This is a genomic window from Catellatospora sp. NPDC049133 (assembly GCF_040648455.1).
GTDB classification, from domain to species: domain Bacteria; phylum Actinomycetota; class Actinomycetes; order Mycobacteriales; family Micromonosporaceae; genus Catellatospora; species Catellatospora aurea.
Genome location: NZ_JBEZDT010000007.1, coordinates 1 through 17,122 on the forward strand (window position 1 = coordinate 1; position 17,122 = coordinate 17,122).

General features: G+C 72.2%; 19 protein-coding genes and 1 pseudogene. 5 read left to right on the top strand and 15 right to left on the bottom strand.

Annotation, left to right across the window (positions count from 1 at the left end; translation table 11 throughout):
• On the bottom strand, nucleotides 1–203 hold a 203-nt coding region (locus AB0B35_RS09420; protein ID WP_361042863.1), incomplete at its 3' end, for an MBL fold metallo-hydrolase.
• Between the two features lie 198 nt (nucleotides 204–401).
• On the opposite strand from AB0B35_RS09420, the gene AB0B35_RS09425 reads away from it, so the two are divergent.
• Nucleotides 402–623, top strand: a complete 222-nt coding sequence (locus tag AB0B35_RS09425) for a DUF2631 domain-containing protein (protein WP_360521687.1) — start codon at nucleotides 402–404, stop codon at nucleotides 621–623.
• A 108-nt stretch (nucleotides 624–731) separates the two neighbouring features.
• Here the strand turns inward: AB0B35_RS09425 and AB0B35_RS09430 are convergent, their stop codons facing one another.
• The 8 genes and pseudogenes from AB0B35_RS09430 to AB0B35_RS09465 form a co-directional block, all read right to left on the bottom strand.
• On the bottom strand, nucleotides 732–1,796 hold the full coding sequence (locus AB0B35_RS09430) for a DivIVA domain-containing protein (RefSeq protein ID WP_361042866.1): 1,065 nt from the start codon (nucleotides 1,794–1,796) through the stop codon (nucleotides 732–734).
• Between the two features lie 25 nt (nucleotides 1,797–1,821).
• Nucleotides 1,822–2,949 carry a 23S rRNA (adenine(2503)-C(2))-methyltransferase RlmN gene (rlmN, locus tag AB0B35_RS09435; RefSeq protein ID WP_361042868.1) on the bottom strand — a complete coding sequence of 376 codons (1,128 nt, stop codon included), beginning with the start codon at nucleotides 2,947–2,949 and terminating at the stop codon, nucleotides 1,822–1,824.
• Between the two features lie 108 nt (nucleotides 2,950–3,057).
• Nucleotides 3,058–3,867: pseudogene (locus tag AB0B35_RS09440) on the bottom strand (phosphatidate cytidylyltransferase); the annotation flags it as partial.
• A gap of 137 nt (nucleotides 3,868–4,004) precedes the next feature.
• Entirely contained in the window at nucleotides 4,005–4,562 is a 558-nt protein-coding gene (gene frr / locus AB0B35_RS09445) for a ribosome recycling factor (RefSeq protein WP_360520349.1), read from the bottom strand.
• 400 nt (nucleotides 4,563–4,962) lie between these two features.
• Nucleotides 4,963–5,682, bottom strand: coding sequence for a UMP kinase (gene pyrH, locus AB0B35_RS09450; protein ID WP_120318522.1), 720 nt, complete (start codon nucleotides 5,680–5,682; stop codon nucleotides 4,963–4,965).
• A gap of 109 nt (nucleotides 5,683–5,791) precedes the next feature.
• Nucleotides 5,792–6,619 carry a translation elongation factor Ts gene (gene tsf, locus AB0B35_RS09455; protein ID WP_361042871.1) on the bottom strand — a complete coding sequence of 276 codons (828 nt, stop codon included), beginning with the start codon at nucleotides 6,617–6,619 and terminating at the stop codon, nucleotides 5,792–5,794.
• Nucleotides 6,620–6,697: 78 nt separating this feature from the next.
• Entirely contained in the window at nucleotides 6,698–7,525 is an 828-nt protein-coding gene (rpsB, locus tag AB0B35_RS09460; protein WP_360520355.1) for a 30S ribosomal protein S2, read from the bottom strand.
• Nucleotides 7,526–7,781: 256 nt separating this feature from the next.
• Entirely contained in the window at nucleotides 7,782–8,624 is an 843-nt protein-coding gene (locus AB0B35_RS09465; protein WP_361042874.1) for a hypothetical protein, read from the bottom strand.
• Between the two features lie 161 nt (nucleotides 8,625–8,785).
• On the opposite strand from AB0B35_RS09465, the gene AB0B35_RS09470 reads away from it, so the two are divergent.
• The 4 genes from AB0B35_RS09470 to AB0B35_RS09485 all read left to right on the top strand — a co-directional run bounded on the left by AB0B35_RS09470 (nucleotide 8,786) and on the right by AB0B35_RS09485 (nucleotide 13,178).
• Nucleotides 8,786–9,145: a YraN family protein gene (locus AB0B35_RS09470; protein WP_361042877.1), complete on the top strand. Its 360-nt coding sequence runs from the start codon at nucleotides 8,786–8,788 to the stop codon at nucleotides 9,143–9,145.
• Between the two features lie 129 nt (nucleotides 9,146–9,274).
• A complete protein-coding gene (locus AB0B35_RS09475; RefSeq protein WP_361042880.1) occupies nucleotides 9,275–10,795 on the top strand; it encodes a YifB family Mg chelatase-like AAA ATPase in 1,521 nt (506 codons plus the stop codon).
• On the top strand, nucleotides 10,792–11,997 hold the full coding sequence (dprA, locus tag AB0B35_RS09480) for a DNA-processing protein DprA (RefSeq protein ID WP_361042883.1): 1,206 nt from the start codon (nucleotides 10,792–10,794) through the stop codon (nucleotides 11,995–11,997). Before AB0B35_RS09475 ends, dprA begins: the two co-directional genes overlap by 4 nt.
• 11 nt (nucleotides 11,998–12,008) lie before the next feature.
• Nucleotides 12,009–13,178 carry an aminotransferase class V-fold PLP-dependent enzyme gene (locus AB0B35_RS09485; protein ID WP_361042886.1) on the top strand — a complete coding sequence of 390 codons (1,170 nt, stop codon included), beginning with the start codon at nucleotides 12,009–12,011 and terminating at the stop codon, nucleotides 13,176–13,178.
• Between the two features lie 120 nt (nucleotides 13,179–13,298).
• On the opposite strand, the gene AB0B35_RS09490 is transcribed toward AB0B35_RS09485, so the two are convergent.
• From AB0B35_RS09490 to lepB (AB0B35_RS09515), 6 genes are all read right to left on the bottom strand, one after another.
• On the bottom strand, nucleotides 13,299–14,036 hold the full coding sequence (locus AB0B35_RS09490) for a M23 family metallopeptidase (protein WP_361042889.1): 738 nt from the start codon (nucleotides 14,034–14,036) through the stop codon (nucleotides 13,299–13,301).
• Nucleotides 14,037–14,155: 119 nt separating this feature from the next.
• A complete protein-coding gene (locus AB0B35_RS09495) occupies nucleotides 14,156–14,473 on the bottom strand; it encodes a DUF2469 domain-containing protein (RefSeq protein WP_020523399.1) in 318 nt (105 codons plus the stop codon).
• 66 nt (nucleotides 14,474–14,539) lie between these two features.
• Nucleotides 14,540–15,244: a ribonuclease HII gene (locus tag AB0B35_RS09500; RefSeq protein WP_361042892.1), complete on the bottom strand. Its 705-nt coding sequence runs from the start codon at nucleotides 15,242–15,244 to the stop codon at nucleotides 14,540–14,542.
• Nucleotides 15,238–15,702: an NUDIX domain-containing protein gene (locus tag AB0B35_RS09505; protein ID WP_361042895.1), complete on the bottom strand. Its 465-nt coding sequence runs from the start codon at nucleotides 15,700–15,702 to the stop codon at nucleotides 15,238–15,240. Before AB0B35_RS09505 ends, AB0B35_RS09500 begins: the two co-directional genes overlap by 7 nt.
• Nucleotides 15,703–15,755: 53 nt before the next feature.
• Nucleotides 15,756–16,400, bottom strand: coding sequence for a signal peptidase I (gene lepB, locus AB0B35_RS09510; RefSeq protein ID WP_361042898.1), 645 nt, complete (start codon nucleotides 16,398–16,400; stop codon nucleotides 15,756–15,758).
• A gap of 54 nt (nucleotides 16,401–16,454) precedes the next feature.
• The gene (gene lepB / locus AB0B35_RS09515) at nucleotides 16,455–17,090 is read right to left on the bottom strand and encodes a signal peptidase I (RefSeq protein WP_361042901.1); all 636 of its coding nucleotides are present in this window, start codon (nucleotides 17,088–17,090) and stop codon (nucleotides 16,455–16,457) included.
• Nucleotides 17,091–17,122 lie beyond the last annotated feature (32 nt).

A 17,122-nucleotide genomic window follows, 5' to 3' on the forward strand; every position in this document is an offset into this window, starting at 1 on the left:
TGCGCCGCGTCGAAGTGGTCCCGGTGCAGGTGGGAGACGTACAGGTAGTCGACGTCGCCGAGGTGCTCCCAGTCGAGCTGCGAGTTGTCCGGGAACGGGAACCACGAGGCGAAGTACGCCGGGTTCACCCACGGATCGCACAGGATCGAACCCACCGCCGTATCGATCCGCATGCTGGCGTGTCCCGTACCGGTGATCCGCACTTCCCGTTTCCCTTCTCGCCGCGTAAGCCGACCTGATAGACGCTACCTGAGCGCTCCGGCGGGCCCGTCCACCGCCACCTCGGCCGTGGGATGCCGGACTCCCCCCGAGCACTGGATCACGACATGCCAGACTGTATTGCCGCCACCGCGACGCACTCCGTCGGCGGAGGCCTGGAGTCGAGAGAGAAGGACCTGATCGTGGCCGCAGAAGAGCCGGTAACCTCGCCCGACCAGCACGCCCCCACCCCGGTGAAGGCCGCCCGGATCGCCGGGACCGTGGTCATCGTCGCGCTGCTGCTGATGCTGTTCGGCAACCACGAGGGCAACGTCGAGTCGATCTGGCTGATCAGCATCGCCGGCATCCTCGCCGCGATCATGATCATCGACATCGTGCTGCGCCGCAACGGCCTGCGCGACTGACCGGCGACCGACCCCGGTCGGCCGAACTGGTCGGCTGAGTTGATCAGAAAGTGGCCCCGGCCGCGCCCTGTCACAGGGTCGCGGCCGGGGCCGTCATGCTTTCGCCGGTCAGCGGCGGGCGACGATGTCGCGCACCTCGCGCAGCGCCTGCTCGACCTCGGCCTCGTAGTAGCCGCCGGGGACCAGGCCGAGCCGGCTCGGGTCGAGCTCACCCTCGTTGACCGTGCCGCCGGTGCGGCCCGACAGCGAGCCCAGGACGGTCTCGAAGAGCCGGTCGACCTGCTGCGGGTCGTAGCCGCTGCCGAACCGGCGCAGCTGGAACGTGCGCCGCAGCTGGTCCACCCGGGCCAGCTCACCGGTGTAGGCCGGGCCCGCGGGCGCCGCCGGCGGCGGGGGCGGGGGCGGGGCGAAACCGCCGCCGCCACCGTACGTGGACGGGTTCGCCGAGGCGGGCGGCACCGCGCCGAAGGTGTTCGTGGCGTCGTTGTCGTAGCCGCGCTGGGGCGCGCCGCCGCCGTACACCGGCTGCTGCGCAGTCACCGAACCGAAACCGCTGCTGGGCCCGTACGGGTCGACTCGGGGCGGCTCATTGCGCGGCGGCTGCGGCCGCTCCATCCGGATCTCGCTGGTCATGTCGGCCCGGCCGTGGCCGCCGCCGAAGCCGTCGAAGCTGCCCTGCGGGCCGGGCGGAACCACCGGGACCTGGCCACCGGTGTTCGGGCCCATCCCGGGCTGGCCCGCGTACGAGGGCTGCTCGTCGAAGCGCGGCTGCTCGTAGCGCGGCAGGGCACCGGTCGGCGCGTTGGCCGCCGGGGTGCGGGTCGGTAGCGGCGGGGGCGGCGGACCCATCCGATCCGGCACGGGCGCGGGGGCGGGAGTCGGAGCGCCCAGGCCGGCGCGCAGCTCAGCGCCGCGACCCGGCGCGGCCGGCCGCTCCTCCAGCTCGGCGAGCTGGCGCTCGACCCGGTCCAGGTGCAGGTCGACCTGCCATTCGTCGTAGCCGCCGAAGCGCACCCGGAACACGACGTCCCGGACCTCCTGCGACCTCACCTCGGGGCCGACGGGGGCGCCGTTGAGCGTCGCCTCCACCCGGTCGAGGAACGTGTCCACCTCGTCGACCTTGTAACCGCGACGGACCGCCCGGCGGCGGAACCGCTGACCATGCGAGCTCACGCCGAAACCTCAATCCTGTTAACGCTCATGCCTCAACCTCGCTCGCAGCCAACTGTCCACATGCGCCGTCAATCTCGCGTCCCCGGGTGTCACGCACCGTAGTGGCCACTCCGGCCGCGCGCAACCTCCGGACGAACTCCCGCTCGACCGGCTTGGGACTCGCGTCCCACTTGCTGCCGGGCGTGGGGTTGAGCGGGATGAGATTGACGTGCGCCAGCCGCCCCGCAAGCAGGCGACCCAGCAGGTCGGCCCGCCACGGCTGGTCGTTCACGTCCCTGATCATGGCGTACTCGATGCTGACCCGGCGGCCCGTGCGAGCGGCGTACGCCCACGCGGCGTCGAGCACTTCGGCGACCTTCCACCGCTGGTTCACCGGCACGAGTTCGTCGCGAAGGTCATCATCAGGCGCGTGCAGCGAGAGCGCAAGAGTCACGGAGAGGTCTTCCTCCGCGAGCTTGCGCATCGCCGGGACCAGACCCACCGTGGAGACCGTCACGTGCCGCTGGGACAGGCCCAGGCCCTCGGGAGCCGGGCTGGTGAGACGCCGCACCGCGGCGATGACCCGGCTGTAGTTGGCCAGCGGCTCGCCCATGCCCATGAAGACCACGTTGCTCAGCCGGCGCGGCTCGCCGCCCATCACGCCCGACTGCGCGACCCCCGCCAGGTACACCACCTGGTCGACGATCTCGGCGGTGGACAGGTTGCGGGTCAGCCCCGCCTGCCCGGTGGCGCAGAACGGGCACGCCATGCCGCAGCCGGCCTGGCTGGAGATGCAGACCGTGACCCGGTCGCCGTAGCCCATCAGCACGCTCTCGACCATGGAGCCGTCGTGCAGGCGCCACAGCGCCTTGCGGGTGGCGCCGTCGTCGCAGGCCAGCTCACGCACCGGGGTCAGCAGCTTGGGCAGCAGTTGCTCGGACAGGCGCTCGCGCGCCGCAGCCGGGATGTCGGTCATGCCCGCCGGGTCGCGCTCCAGCCGCCCGAAGTAGTGCGTCGACAGCTGGGTGGCGCGGAAGGCCTGCTCACCGAGGTCGGACACGGCGCTGCGCCGACCGGCGAGATCCAGGTCGGCCAGGTGGCGCGGGGGCATGGAGGCGCGGCGCGCAGTGGCGCCGTCACCATCGGTAACGGAAATCAACGGAAGGCTCGTCATGACTGGTCCAGTGTCCCACGTCCACGCGAGGGCGACAGCCCTCGATGGTGCCAACAGTGCTGCTCGGGGTGGTGCCACGCCTGCCCGCGCCACCCGCTGTGTCTCACCTCACGCCACAGGCGCGAGCACGGACAGCAACAGGTACGCGGTCGGCACGGCGAAGACGATCGAGTCCAGCCGGTCCATGATGCCGCCGTGACCGGGCAGGATGTTGCTCATGTCCTTGATGCCGAGGTCGCGCTTGAGCAGTGACTCGGCCAGATCGCCGAGCACCGCCGCGACGGACACCACCATGCCGAACAGCACGCCCTTCCAGGGCGCCACGTCCAGCAGGGCCCACAGGATCGCCGCGCTGCCCGCACCGGTGGCGATGATCGAGCCGGCGAAGCCCTCCCAGGACTTCTTCGGGCTGATCGTCGGGGCCATCGGGTGCTTGCCGAAGAGCACCCCCGCCACGAAACCGCCGGTGTCGGAGAGCACGACCGCGGCCAGCGTCGCCACGATGCGCCACTTGCCGTCCTCGGGCGTGGTCAGCGGGGCGGCGAAGCTGAGCAGGAACGGGACGTACACCATGATCAGCGCGGCCGCGCCGATGTCGCGCTGGTAGCCCGCCGGGCCGTCGCCCATCCGCCACACCATGGTGGCCAGCACGGTGATCAGCAGGCCGATGCTGAGCGCGTCGACGCCGGAGAACCAGGCCAGGCACATCATCGCCACCCCGCCGCCGAGCAGCGGGATCAGCGGCGGCCGGGCCCCGGAGGTGCGCAGGGCGCGGGTCATCTCCCAGACGCCCAGGCCGGTCGCGGCCACCAGGATCACCAGGAACAGCGGCTTGAAGAAGAACAGCGGCGTCAGGATGACCAGCAGCAGGCCGACCGCGACCAGGATGGAGACGGGCACGTTGCGCCCGGCCCGCCCGTAGTCCTTGGCGGCCGGGGCCGGCTCGTCGGCAGGGCCGTCGGCGGGGTCGTCATACGCGTCGGGCGCGGCATCGTAGGGCTGCCGCGCCCGGGAAGCGCCGGACCGGCGAGGGTCCGTGTCGTATGGCTCGCTCATCAGACTTCGAGCAGCTCGACTTCCTTGTGCTTGATGAGCTCGTCGATGTGCGCCACGTACTTGGCGGTCAGGTCGTCGAGCTCCTTCTCCGCCCGGCGTCCGTCGTCCTCGCCCGCCTCGCCGTCCTTGACGATGCGGTCGAGCTCCTCCTTGGCCTTGCGGCGCACGTTGCGGATGGCGACCTTGGCGTCCTCGCCCTTGCCGCGGGCGACCTTGGTCATGTCGCGGCGGCGCTCCTCGGTCATCGGCGGCACGACGATGCGCAGCTGAGTGCCCTCGTTGCCGGGGTTGACGCCCAGGTCCGAGTCGCGGATCGCGCGCTCCATCGCGCCCAGCTGGGACGCGTCGTACGGCTTGATGATCACCATGCGCGGCTCGGGCACGCCGATCGAAGCCATCTGCGGCAGCGGGGTGGGCGTGCCGTAGTAGTCGATCAAGATCTTGGAGAACATCGCCGCGTTGGCACGGCCCGTGCGGATCGCCGCGAACTCCTCCTTCGCGTGGTCGACCGCCCGGTCCATCTTCTCCTCGGCCTCGAGGAGGGTGTCGTCGATCACGGGCTTCTCCGTCTCTGATCGTGTGCCGCGTCCGACCGGTGGCGGCGCGGCGGCCTGTGGGCCGTCCCGCGGCGCACCTGGTCGCCGGGCACTGACTCCGTGCTGTGCTCTGTCTTCGATCATCCGCCTGACGGCGGCGTCATGCTCGCATCACGTCCGACCCCGCGTGGACGTGTCCGCTGCGCGCACCGTCTCCACGCCCGGAACCGGTCCGCCACGCGGCCATAGGGTACCGCCCGTCACGTCCGTCCCTGCGCGAGGCGTCCCACCCCGCCCCCATCCGCCGCAACTCTTGAAGAGTCGCGGCCACGAAGTGGGCCTCAAGCCGCAAGTCTTCAAGAGTTGCGGCGGGAGGGCGGCCGGGGGCGGGGCGGGCAGTGGGGCGGGTGGGGCGGGTGGGTCAGGAGGCGGTGATCAGGGTGCCGATCTTGTCGCCGCTGACGGCGCGCACGATGGTGTCGTCGCCCTCGGCGCCGAAGACCAGCATCGGCAGGCCGTTGTCGGCGCAGAGGCTGAACGCGGCGGCGTCGGCCACCCGGATGTTCTGCCGCAGCACCTCGCTGAACGTGATCTGGTCGATCCGCACCGCGTCGGGATTGGTGCGCGGGTCTGCGGTGTAGACCGCGTCCACGCCGTTCTTGCTCATCAGCACCACGTCGGCGTGGATCTCCAGCGCGCGCTGGGCCGAAACGGTGTCGGTGGTGAAGTACGGCATACCGGCGCCGCCTCCGAAGATCACCACGCGGCCCTTCTCCAGGTGCCGGATGGCGCGCAGCGGGATGTACTGCTCCGCGACCTGGGCCATCGTGATCGCGGTCTGCACCCGCGTCTCGATGCCCTCCTTCTCCAGGAAGTCCTGCAGCGCCAGGCAGTTCATCACCGTGCCCAGCATGCCCATGTAGTCGGCGCGGGCCCGGTCCATGCCGCGCTTCTGCAGCTCGGCCCCGCGGAAGAAGTTGCCTCCACCGACGACGACGGCGACCTGCACGCCGCGGCGCACCACGGTGGCGATCTGGCGGGCGACCCCGGCCACGACGTCCGGATCGACGCCTACTTCACCACCGCCGAAGACCTCGCCGGAGAGCTTCAGCACGACCCGATTGAACTGGTGTCCGGACATCAGCGACCTTTCGTCTCACCGTCGGCGACCCCGCAGACGGTATGGAAAAGGGAGGCCGTTGGCTGCCACCAGCGACCTCCCTCCTTCAGTACGTTCCGCTCGGGGCGGTTCAGGCCTGGCCGACCTCGAACCGCGCGAAGCGGGTGACCTCGATGCCGGCCTCGGCCAGCACCTGCTTCACCGTCTTCTTCTGATCGGTGACCGACGGCTGCTCGATCAGGACGAAGTCCTTGAAGAACGAGTTCACCCGGCCCTCGATGATCTTCGGCAGGGCGGCCTCGGGCTTGCCCTCCTCGCGAGCGGTCTGCTCGGCGATGCGGCGCTCGGACTCGACGACCTCGGCCGGCACCTCCTCGCGGGTGACGAACTTCGGCCGCATGGCCGCGATCTGCATCGCGACCGAGCGGGCGTCGTCCGCGCCGGCCTCGTCGGACTTGCCGCTGTACTGGACCGCGACACCCACCTGCGGCGGCAGGTCGGCGCTCTTGCGGTGCATGTACACCGCGACGGCGCCCTCGAGCACCGCGAAGCGGCCGATGACCAGCTTCTCGCCGATCTTCGCCGACTGGTCCTGCATCAGGTCGGCGACGGTGCCGTCACCGATCTTCGACGCGAGCAGCGCGTCCACGTCGGCCGGCTTGATCTCGGCGACGTGCGCGACCAGCTGGTCGGCGAGCGCGATGAACGCGTCGTTCTTGGCGACGAAGTCCGTCTCGCAGTTCAGCTCGAGGATCGCGTTGCCCTTGTGGGCGACCAGACCGTTGGCGGTGGAGCGGCCGGCGCGCTTGCCGACATCCTTGGCGCCCTTGACGCGCAGGATCTCCACGGCCTTGTCGAAGTCGCCCTCGGCCTCCTCGAGCGCCTTCTTGCAGTCCATCATGCCGGAGCCGGTCAGCTCACGGAGCCGCTTGACGTCTGCAGCGGAAATAGTGGACATCAGTTCCCTCTTTGGTAGAAGACTTCGCAAGTCGTACCACACGGTGCGGGTCCGGGACCCGCACCGTGTGACAGCGGGTCACTCAGCGGCAGGCGCGGCAGCAGCCTCGGTGGCCGGCTTGTCGCCGGTCAGCAGCTCCTGCTCCCACTCGGCCAGCGGCTCGTCGGCCGCGACGGTGCCGGGCTCCGGCTTCACGTCGCCGCCGCGCGCGGCCTTGCCCGAGCGGGCGATCAGACCGTCGGCGACCGCGGTCGCGATGACCTTGGTCAGCAGCTCGGCCGAGCGGATCGCGTCGTCGTTGCCCGGGATCGGGAAGTCGACCTCGTCCGGGTCGCAGTTCGTGTCCAGGATCGCGATCACCGGGATGCCCAGCTTGCGGGCCTCGTCGACGGCGATGTGCTCCTTCTTGGTGTCCACGATCCAGACCGCGGCAGGGAGCTTCTGCATGTCCCGCAGACCACCGAGGGTCTTGGTGAGCTTGGTCTTCTCACGCGACAGCTGCAGGGTCTCCTTCTTGGTGTACCCCGCGGCGGTGCCGGTCAGGTCGATCGACTCCAGCTCCTTCATCCGCTGCAGCCGCTTGTACACCGTCTGGAAGTTGGTGAGCATGCCGCCCAGCCAGCGGTGGTTGACGTAGGGCATGCCCACGCGCGCGGCCTGCTCGGCCACGGCCTCCTGGGCCTGCTTCTTCGTGCCGACGAACAGCACGGTGCCGCCCTCGGCCACGGTGTTGCGGACGAACGCGTACGCCTTCTCGATGTAGTCGAGGGTCTGGCGCAGGTCGATGATGTAGATGCCGTTGCGCTCGGTGAAGATGAAGCGCTTCATCTTCGGGTTCCAGCGGCGGGTCTGGTGCCCGAAGTGAACGCCGCTCTCCAGCAGCTGGCGCATGCTGACAACAGCCATGTGCAGGCCAATCTTCTCGGCACGGGCCAGGGGCCCGTGCTTTCCCTGGTTGAACCGGCGGCCGGTGGCCGCCGCCTGGCGCCCGATCGTCGGCCATGGTGGAACCCCGCGAACGGGGACCAGGGAGGCCGCCGCCCAGCCTGACTACAGGCGGGAGGGCGCGCGAAGTCGACCACGTGAAGTGGTCGCGATAACCCAGTGTACGCGGTGCCCCGGGTCACTCTCGCCCGGGACACCGTGAACGCCGGACGAACCCCTAGGAGGCGGTCGCCGCGGCCAGCATCAGCGCCGCGCCCACGAGCAGGTAGGCCAGCGGCGTGCGCAGCCAGACCCGGGGGCCCTGGAACTGCACCGCGGTGGCCGCGCCCGTGGTCAGCGCGTACAGGCCGAGGGCCAGGAACGGGAAAGCGGTCATCGCCAGCAGCGGCGCCAGCGCGAGCCCGGCCTCGGTCTTGAACATGCCCGCCAGCAGCGGACGCAGCATCAGCAGCTCGCCGAGCCCGGCCAGCGCCCAGAACGCCACCAGCAGGGCCGGCCGCTTGCTGCGGTAGATCCCGTCGGAATCGGCCACCGAGCGGCGCACCGCGGCCGCGTCGACGGTCGAGGTCGGCTGCTGGATCGGGTCCGGGTTGCCCATCGGCTGGCCGCCGAGCGCGGGCGGCGGGACCGGTCCGCGCTCGCGGGGGCTGCGCGGGGCGAAGTCGATGTCCGGCATCGGCTCGGCCGGGCGCTGGCCGCGCGGCGCGAAGTCCGGGTCCGGCGGGGGCAGCGGCGCGCCCGAGCGGGACCCGCGCGGGGCGAAGTCGGGGTCGGCGGGCGGCATCGCCGGGCCGGACCGCTGACCGCGCGGTGCGAAGTCCGCGTCGGCCTGGTAGCGGTCGCCGCCACGGTCCCAGTCGCGGTCGTCGCGGCCGGCGCCCGGCCCGCTGCTCAGCTCGGCGAGCGAGGCGTAGCGGCTGTCGCCGGAGCGGGGGGCCGGCACCCGGGATTCGCCGTCGAAGTCGTATGCGTACTGGTCCGGTGCGCGCCGGTCGTCCCGGCCGCCCCGCTGCTCCCGGAAGGGGCTGGGCCACTCGGCGAAATCGTCATGTCCGTCCACGGCCGCCCACCGTAGAGCAGATTTCAGCTTCACGCCAACGAGCGGCCGCCTTAACAGATCAACAACATGATCAGGCGGATGTCCACAAGCGACGCCCCGTCCACAGCCGGCCCCGTTGCGGCCGTGGCGATCCGGCCGATCCACGTGTTCGCTCGGCGCTCATGACGAAGGTGACACAGGCCCTCGGTGCCTGGGGAGAACGCCTGGCCACGGCCCATCTGCTGGCGGCGGGCATGGTGCTGCTCGACCGCAACTGGCGCGGCGCGGCCGGTGAGATCGACATCGTGGCCCGCGACGGCGACGCGGTGGTGTTCTGCGAGGTGAAGACCCGCCGCGGTGCGACATACGGCACACCCGCCGAGGCGGTCGCCCGCGCCAAGGTCCGCCGGCTGCGGCAACTGGCCGCGCAGTGGCTGTCCGCCACCGGCGTACGCCCCAGCGAGGTCCGCTTCGACGTGGTCAGCGTGTACGCCCCGCGCGACGCCGACCCCGTCGTCGACCACATCCGCGGCGCGTTCTGACATGCGTCGGCGAAGCGAAGCGACTCAGGCCGACGAGCACAGGACACGTCGAGGCCCGCTGCGAAGCGGAGGGACTCAGGCCGGCAGGCACAGAACACATCGAGGCCCGCAGCGGAGCGGAGGGGCTCGATGAGTTACGCGATGGTGCTGTGTGCCGCGCTGGAGGGGGTCACGGGGCACATCGTGCGGGTCGAGGCCGACCTGGCCGCGGGCCTGCCGGTGGTGGTGCTGAGCGGGCTGCCGGATTCCGCGCTCAACGAGGCCCGCGAGCGGGTGCGCGCGGCGATCGTGAACTCCGGGGAGCCCTGGCCCCAGCGGCGCATCGCCGTCAACCTCGATCCGGCCGACTTACGCAAACGCGGTTCGGCGTTTGATCTTTCCATCGCGTTGTCGATCCTCGGGGGCACCGGCACGCTGCCGCTGGCCGGGCTCGACGGCGTGCTGGTGCTCGGCGAGCTGGGCTTGGACGGCTCGGTGCGCCCGGTACGCGGGGTGCTGCCGATGGTGGCCGCCGCCGCGCGCCAGGGCATCGCGAAGACGATCGTGCCGGTCGGCAACGCGGCCGAGGCGGCGCTCGTGCCCGGGATGCGGGTGCTGGCCGCGGACCACCTGGGCCGGGTGATCGGCTTCCTGCGCGGCCGGTGCGCGCTGATCGAGCCGCCGGACGCGCAGCCCCAGCCGGGCGGGCCGCAGCCCGACCTGGCCGACGTCGCCGGGCAGGAGATGGGCCGGCTCGGCCTGGAGGTGGCCGCCGCGGGCGGGCACCACCTGGCGCTGTTCGGGCCACCCGGCGCGGGCAAGACCATGCTGGCGCAGCGGCTGCCCTCGCTGCTGCCACGGCTGGACGACGCGGCCTCCCTGGAGGTCACCGCGCTGCACTCGATCGCCGGCGTTCTCTCGCCCGGTGAGCCGCTGCTGCGCCGCCCGCCCTACCAGGCACCCCACCACACCGCGTCGGTTCCGGCGCTGGTCGGCGGCGGCAGCGGGCTGGCCCGGCCCGGCGCGCTGTCGCTGGCGCACCGGGGCGTGCTGTTCCTCGACGAGGCTCCCGAGTTCACCCGGCAGGCGCTGGACACGCTGCGCCAGCCGCTGGAGGACGGGACGGTCACGCTGGGCCGCTCGCGCGGGGTGGTGGTGTACCCGGCTCAGGTGCAGGTGGTGCTGGCGGCCAACCCGTGCCCGTGCGCGCGGCCCACCGGCGATGCCGCGTGCGCCTGCACGCCCCAGGTCCGGCGGCGTTACCTGGGGCGCATCTCCGGGCCGCTGCTGGACCGCATCGACATCCAGTTGGAACTGCCGCCGCTGAAGGCGGCCCACCTGTTCACGGACGCGACGGCCAGGGAGTCCTCGCCGGTGGTGGCGCAGCGCGTGGCCGCGGCTCGGGAGACGGCCGCCGCACGCTGGGCCGGGCTTGACGCGCGGTGCAACGGCGAGGTGCCGGGCACCGTGCTGCGGCAGCGCCGCTGGCGGCTGCCCGACGACGTGACCCAGGAGCTGCGCCGGCGGCTGGACACCGGCGCGATGTCCGCCCGGGGCCACGACAAGGTGCTCCGCCTGGCCTGGACGCTGAGCGACCTGACCGGGCTGGACCGGCCCGGCAAAGCCGAGATCAACACTGCCCTGACCCTGCGTGACGGAGGTAAGCCGTGAACATCGTCGACATCCCCGCCGACTCCGCCGACGAGCGGGCGGTCCGCGACGCCCGGCTGGTGCTCGGCAGCCTGGTCGAACCCGGCAGCCGCCGCCTGTACGAGCTGGTCACCGCGTACGGCCCGGTGGAGGCGCTGGACCGGCTCGCCGCGGGACACGAGAGCGGCCCGCTGGCCGAGGCGGCGGAGCTGCGCCTGAACGGCCGGCCGCACGCGGAGCTCGCCGAACGGCTCCGGGAACGCGCCGAACGGCTGGGCGTACGGGTGCTCACGCCGGAGTCCGGCGAGTGGCCCGCCCGGCTGGCCGATCTAAGGCACATCAGCGTCGACGGCCCCAACACGATCGACCGCGACACCTACCCGCCGCACTGCCTGTGGTTGCGCGGGCCGCACCGGCTCGACGACGCGGTCGAGCGGTCCGTGGCCATGGTCGGCGCGCGGGCCAACACGGTCTACGGCACGCACGCGGCGACGGAACTGGGCTACGGGCTGGCCGACCGGGGCTGGACGGTGGTGTCCGGCGGCGCGTACGGCATCGACGCGGTGGCGCACCGGGCCGCGCTGGCCGCGGGCGGCCTCACCGTGGCGGTGCTGGCCTGCGGCGTGGACCGGCCGTACCCGCAGAGCAACAGCAACCTGTTCGACCAGATCGCCGAGGAGGGCCTGCTGATCAGCGAGTGGCCGCCCGGGACGGCCCCGTTCAAGGTGCGCTTCCTGGTGCGTAACCGGGTCATCGCCGCGCTGTCGCGGGGCACCGTGCTGGTCGAGGCGGCCGCGCGCAGCGGTGCCCGGCAGACCCTGCGCCGGGCCCGGCAGCTGCGCCGCGCCGCGATGGCGGTGCCGGGGCCGGTCACCTCGGAGCTGTCGGTCGGCTGCCACGAGGAGTTGCGCCGCGAGCCGCACGAGCCGGTGCGGCTGGTCTCCACGGTGGAGCAGGTGCTGGAGGAGGTGGGCGGCATCGGCGAGCTGGCCCCGGTGCCCCGGGGCGCGGCGCGGCCGCAGGACGTGCTCGATCCGATGGAGAAGCAGCTGGTGGACGCGGTGCCCCGGCGCGGCGGGGCGTACGCCGAGCAGATCGCCGCCGACGCCGGGGTGTCCCTGCGCGGCGCGCTGGCTATCCTGCCGTCCCTGGTGCTGCGAGGCCATCTGCGCGAGCACGGCGGCGGTTACGCCCGACCCCTGCCGGACCGGCGGAAGGCCTAGACTCCGGGTACATGATCGGTGATCCCCCCACCCCGCTGGACGGGGCTCGCGAGCTGTTCGCGCTCGACCCGGCGGTCGCGCATGTCAATCACGGCTCGTTCGGCGCGGTCCCGCTGCCGGTCCGCGAGGCCCGGCAGCGGCTGATCGACGAGCACGACGCGAATCCGACCAGGTTCGTCACGTCGGGGCTGTGGCAGCGGGTCGCCGCGGCCCGCGAGGTCACGGCGGTGTTCTGCGGGGCGGACCCCGCGGGCGCCGCGTTCGTCGCGAACGCCACCACGGGCACCGCGATCGTGCTGGCGGCGGTCGCGCCGGGCGCGGGCGACGAGATCGTGGTGACCGACCACGGCTACCACGCCGTCGAACTGGCCGTGGACGAGCAGCGGCGGCGGCACGGCGTACGCGTGGTTACCGCCCCGGTCGAGCTGGGCGCGTCCGAGGCCGACACGGTCGCCGCGGTGCTCGACCGGGTCGGCCCGCGCACCCGGCTCGTGATCGTCGACCAGGTGTCCTCGGCCACCGCGCAGCGGCACCCGGTGCACGCGCTCGCCGCCGCGCTGCGCGAACGCGGTGTGCCGCTGCTGGTGGACGGCGCACACGCGCCCGGCATGCTGGACCGCCCGCTGGCCGGCCTGGACGCCGACTTCTGGGTGGGCAACCTGCACAAGTGGGCGTACGCGCCGCCGGGGACCGCGCTGCTCCAGGTCGCCCCGGCCTGGCGGGAGCGGATGGTGCCGCTGGTCGTGTCGCACTCCCAGCCGGACGGCTTCCCGCTGTTCCTGGAGCAGCAGGGCACCCTCGACCACAGCCCCTGGCTGGCCGCGCCGGTCGGGCTGGACGTCTTCGGCCGCTACGGCTTCGACACGATCCAGCGGCACAACGTCGCGCTCGCCGCGTACGGCCAGCGGGTGATCGGCGAGGCGCTCGGCCTGGACCCGGACGCGCTGCCCGACCCGGGCCCGGAGGTGCCCATGCGGCTGCTGCCGCTGCCCGCGGGCGCGGTACGCGACCTCACGGAGACGGCCGCGCTGCGCACCCGGATCAGCGTCGAACTCGCCGCCGAACCGAACGTGATGTGGTGGCGCGACCGCGCCTTCCTGCGGATCAGCGCCCAGATCTACAACACCGCCGCCGACTACGAGCGGCTCGCCGCGGGCCTTCCGGGCCTGCTGCGCGGCTGAGCGACCGCTCCCCGCAATCCCTGCCACCTCGGCATCCGCCGCGGGTGACGGCCACGGAGATCACTGTTTCCGGTCATGAACTCGGGTCTCACCGCAGGTTCTGACCGGAAACAGCGATCTTCAGGCGGCCGGGTTCAGCGGGATCTCGCCGGTCAGTCGCCAGGTGCGGGCCGGGCCGCCGCCGGGCAGCAGGCGCACCCGGGCCAGGCCCAGCACGGCCAGCGGGTCGAGGTAGACGGCCCCGCGCCGCAGTCCCCAGTGCAGGCAGGCGGACGCGGAGCAACCGGGGTGACCTGCGGCCAGCAGCCCGATCGTGCTCCCGGCGGCGACGACGTCACCGGCTTCGACCAGCGCGTCCACGGGCTCGTACGTCGTGCGCAGCCCGCCGGGATGGTCGACGCTGACGACGCCCCGTCCGGCCAGCACCCCCGCGTAGACGACGGTCCCGCCGCCGGCGGCCAGGACCGGGGTGCCCGGTGACGCCGCCAGGTCGACGCCGCGATGGCCCGGCAACCACGGCTGCGGCGGTGGATCGAATCCGCGCACCAGGCGCGGCGTGCCGGCCAACGGCCACCGCCATCCGGCCGACGCCCGCAGTTCCGACGCCCGCAGTCCGAACGCCAGCGACTCCGACGCCTGCATCTCCCACCCGAGCGGCTCGGACGACGTGCGCAGCCCCGGCGGCGGCAGTCCGGCCAGCACCGGTCGCTCGGTGGGCGGGCGGGTGAGCGGAGTGCGCGGCCGGGCCGCGCCTGCCGCGACGGGCCGATCCCCGGCGGTCCGGGCGGCGGCGGGAGCGGGCGGAAGGGCACCGATGATCAGCAGGAGCGCCGCGGTGGGCGCGAGGGTGGTTCTCACGGCGGCAGCGTGCCCGACGGCCGGGCCGCCCCGCGACATGCGACGAGGCGCGCCTGTGGACAACCGGGCGGTTGGGGACAACCGCCCGATCACGCGCCCGGTGTGCTAGAGCCGGGTGCTCAGAAACCGCCCTCCGTGGGCAGCGAGATGTCGGGCTTCTCCAGCTCCTCGACGTTGACGTCCTTGAAGGTCATCACTCGGACATTCTTCACGAAGCGGGCGGGACGGTACATGTCCCAGACCCAGGCATCGTGCATCTCGACCTCGAAGTAGACCTCGCCGTCGGAGTTGCGCACGTGCAGGTCCACCTGGTTGGCCAGGTAGAACCGGCGCTCGGTCTCCACCACGTAGGAGAATTGGCGCACGATGTCGCGATACTCCCGGTAGAGCTGCAGCTCCATGTCGGTCTCGTACTTCTCGAGATCCTCTGCGCTCATCGTTCGCCCTCCTGCGGCCCACATCCTGCCGATGAACCGTACCGCGCCGCGCCCAGCGGCGCGCGTTTAGCCACGGAGGCCGGTCGACGCCGTCAGCTCGGCCACCCCGCGCTGCCCGTTTCGTCCCCGCTCCGCCCGTGCCACGTTCTGGTACGAGCGGCGGTGCACCGGGCTCGGCCCGTGCTCGGTCAGCGCCGCCTGGTGCTCGGCGGTGCTGTACCCCTTGTGCAGCGCGAAGCCGTACTGCGGATACACCATATCGAGCTGTGTCATGATCCGGTCGCGCGACACCTTCGCCAGCACGCTGGCGGCCGCGACACAGGCCGCGACCTGGTCGCCCTTCCACACCGCGAGGTTGGGCACACCCAGCCCGTCCACCGGGAAGCCGTCGGTCAGCACGTACGCCGGGCGCGTGGTCAGCGCCGCCAGCGCGCGCCGCATCGCCGCGACGTTGCACACGTGCAGCCCGCGCCGGTCGATCTCCTCGGGCTCGATGACCACCACGGCGTACGCCAGGGCGGACGCCCGCACCACGTCGAAGATCCGGTCCCGGGTGGCCGGGGTGAGCAGCTTCGAGTCGGTCAGCCCCTCGATCTCGGCGCGCTTGCTGTCCGGCAGCACCACCGCAGCGGCCACCAGCGGCCCCGCACAGGCCCCGCGGCCCGCCTCGTCAGCGCCCGCTACCACCGCGAAGCCGCGGCGCTGCAGCGCGCGCTCCAGGGCGTAGACGCCGCCGTCCACGCGCAGCACCGGACGCGACGGGCTCAGCACGGGCCGACCCCCGCGCCGTCGAGCACCGCGACCAGGTCCGCCGGGTAGAGGACCTCGGCCGTCTCCCGCAACTCCGGCACGCTCCACCAGTGGTGGGCGTGCACCCACCGCTGCTCGACCTCGTCGAAGCCGCTGGTGTCGACACGCCACTCGGGCACCCGTACCAAGTAGAAGTCCTGCTCCTGGCGGTAGGCGACGCCGTCGAAGGAGAACTCCGCGACCTCCGAGTGCACGACGGGGCCCAGCTCGGCCGAGGGCACCGCGAGGCCGGTCTCCTCGTACAGCTCCCGGGCCGCCGCCTGCGCGGTCGTCTCGCCGTCGTCGAGGCCGCCACCGGGGGTGAACCAGTAATGCACATCCGGGTGCCGGGGGTCGCTGCCGCGGAACAGCAGCAGCCGTCCGGCGGCGTCCACCAACAGCACCCGTCCGGCCCGCCTCGACCGGCGCTCCACCTGCATGACATGCAGCCTAATTCGTCCGGCCCGCCCGGCACACGCCGGGCGCGGCGGCCTCAGGCGGCGGGCGACGGCCCCGGCACGGCCGCGAAGGTCTCCGGCACGGTCAGCCAGGTGGCCCGGCCGAACGGCCAGAACAGCACGAAGGCCCGCCCGACGAGCGCCTCCAGCGGGATGGTCGCCTGCATGATGTCCTGGTTGTGGCCGTTGTAGTTGGCCAGCGAGTCCGCCGACGCCTCGCGATGGTCGCCCATCACCCAGACCCGGCCTGCGGGCACCGTGATGTCGAACTTCTGCGGGGCCATCTTGTTGCCCGGATAGACGTACGGCTCGTCCAGCGGCTGCCCGTTGACGGTGATCCGGCCCTGGGCGTCGCAGCAGACCACGTGGTCGCCGGGCACGCCGATGATCCGCTTGATGAAGTCCTCCTGCTCCACCGAGCTGCGCCAGGTCAGCGGGGCCTCGAAGACGACGATCTCGCCGCGGGACGGCTCGCCGAACTCGTAGGCGAGCTTGTTGACCAGCACCCGGTTGTCGACGAGCAGCGTCTGCTCCATCGATCCGGTGGGGATGAAGAAGGTCTGCACCACGAACTGCCGCACCAGCAGGGCGACGACGAGGGCCACCACCAGCAGCACCGGCAGTTCTTTCCAGAACGATCCCCGGCCGCCGCGCGGCTTCTGCTTCTCGTCGTCGATCATGTGCCGGAGCCTACGCGGCGAGCCGGGAACCGGTGGCCCCCGGCTCGCCCGGTGTCAGCCTCCGGACGACGGCTCGGGCACTCCCGCGAACGTGTCCGGCACGGTCAGCCAGGTGGTCCGGCTGAACGGCCAGAACAGCACGAACGCGCGCCCGATCACGGAGTCCAGCGGGATCGTGGCCTCCTCGATGTTCTGGCCGTGGTTGTTGTAGTTGGCCAGCGAGTCGCCCGAGGCCTCGCGATGGTCGCCCATCACCCACAGCCGGCCCTCGGGGATGGTGACGTCGAACTCCTCGGGCGCCATCTTGTTGCCCGGGTAGACGTACGGCTCGTCGAGCGGGTGGCCGTTGACCTGGATGCGGCCCTGCGGGTCGCAGCAGACCACGCGGTCGCCGGGCACCCCGATCACCCGTTTGATGTAGTCCTCGTGCTCCGGGGTGTTACGCCAGCTCTGGGGCGACACGAAAACGATGATCTCGCCGCGCTCCGGCGCCCGGAAGTCGTAGACGAGCTTGTTGACCAGCACCCGGTCGTCGAGGTCCAGGGTGTGCTCCATCGACCCGGAGGGGATGAAGAACGTCTGCACCACGAACTGCCGCACCAGGAACGCCACGATGATGGCCACACCCAGCAGGATCGGCAGCTCGCGCCAGAACGACCCTTTGCTGCTTTTGGTCTGCTCGTCAATCACGCACGGAGCCTACGCGGCGAAACTGAAAACGA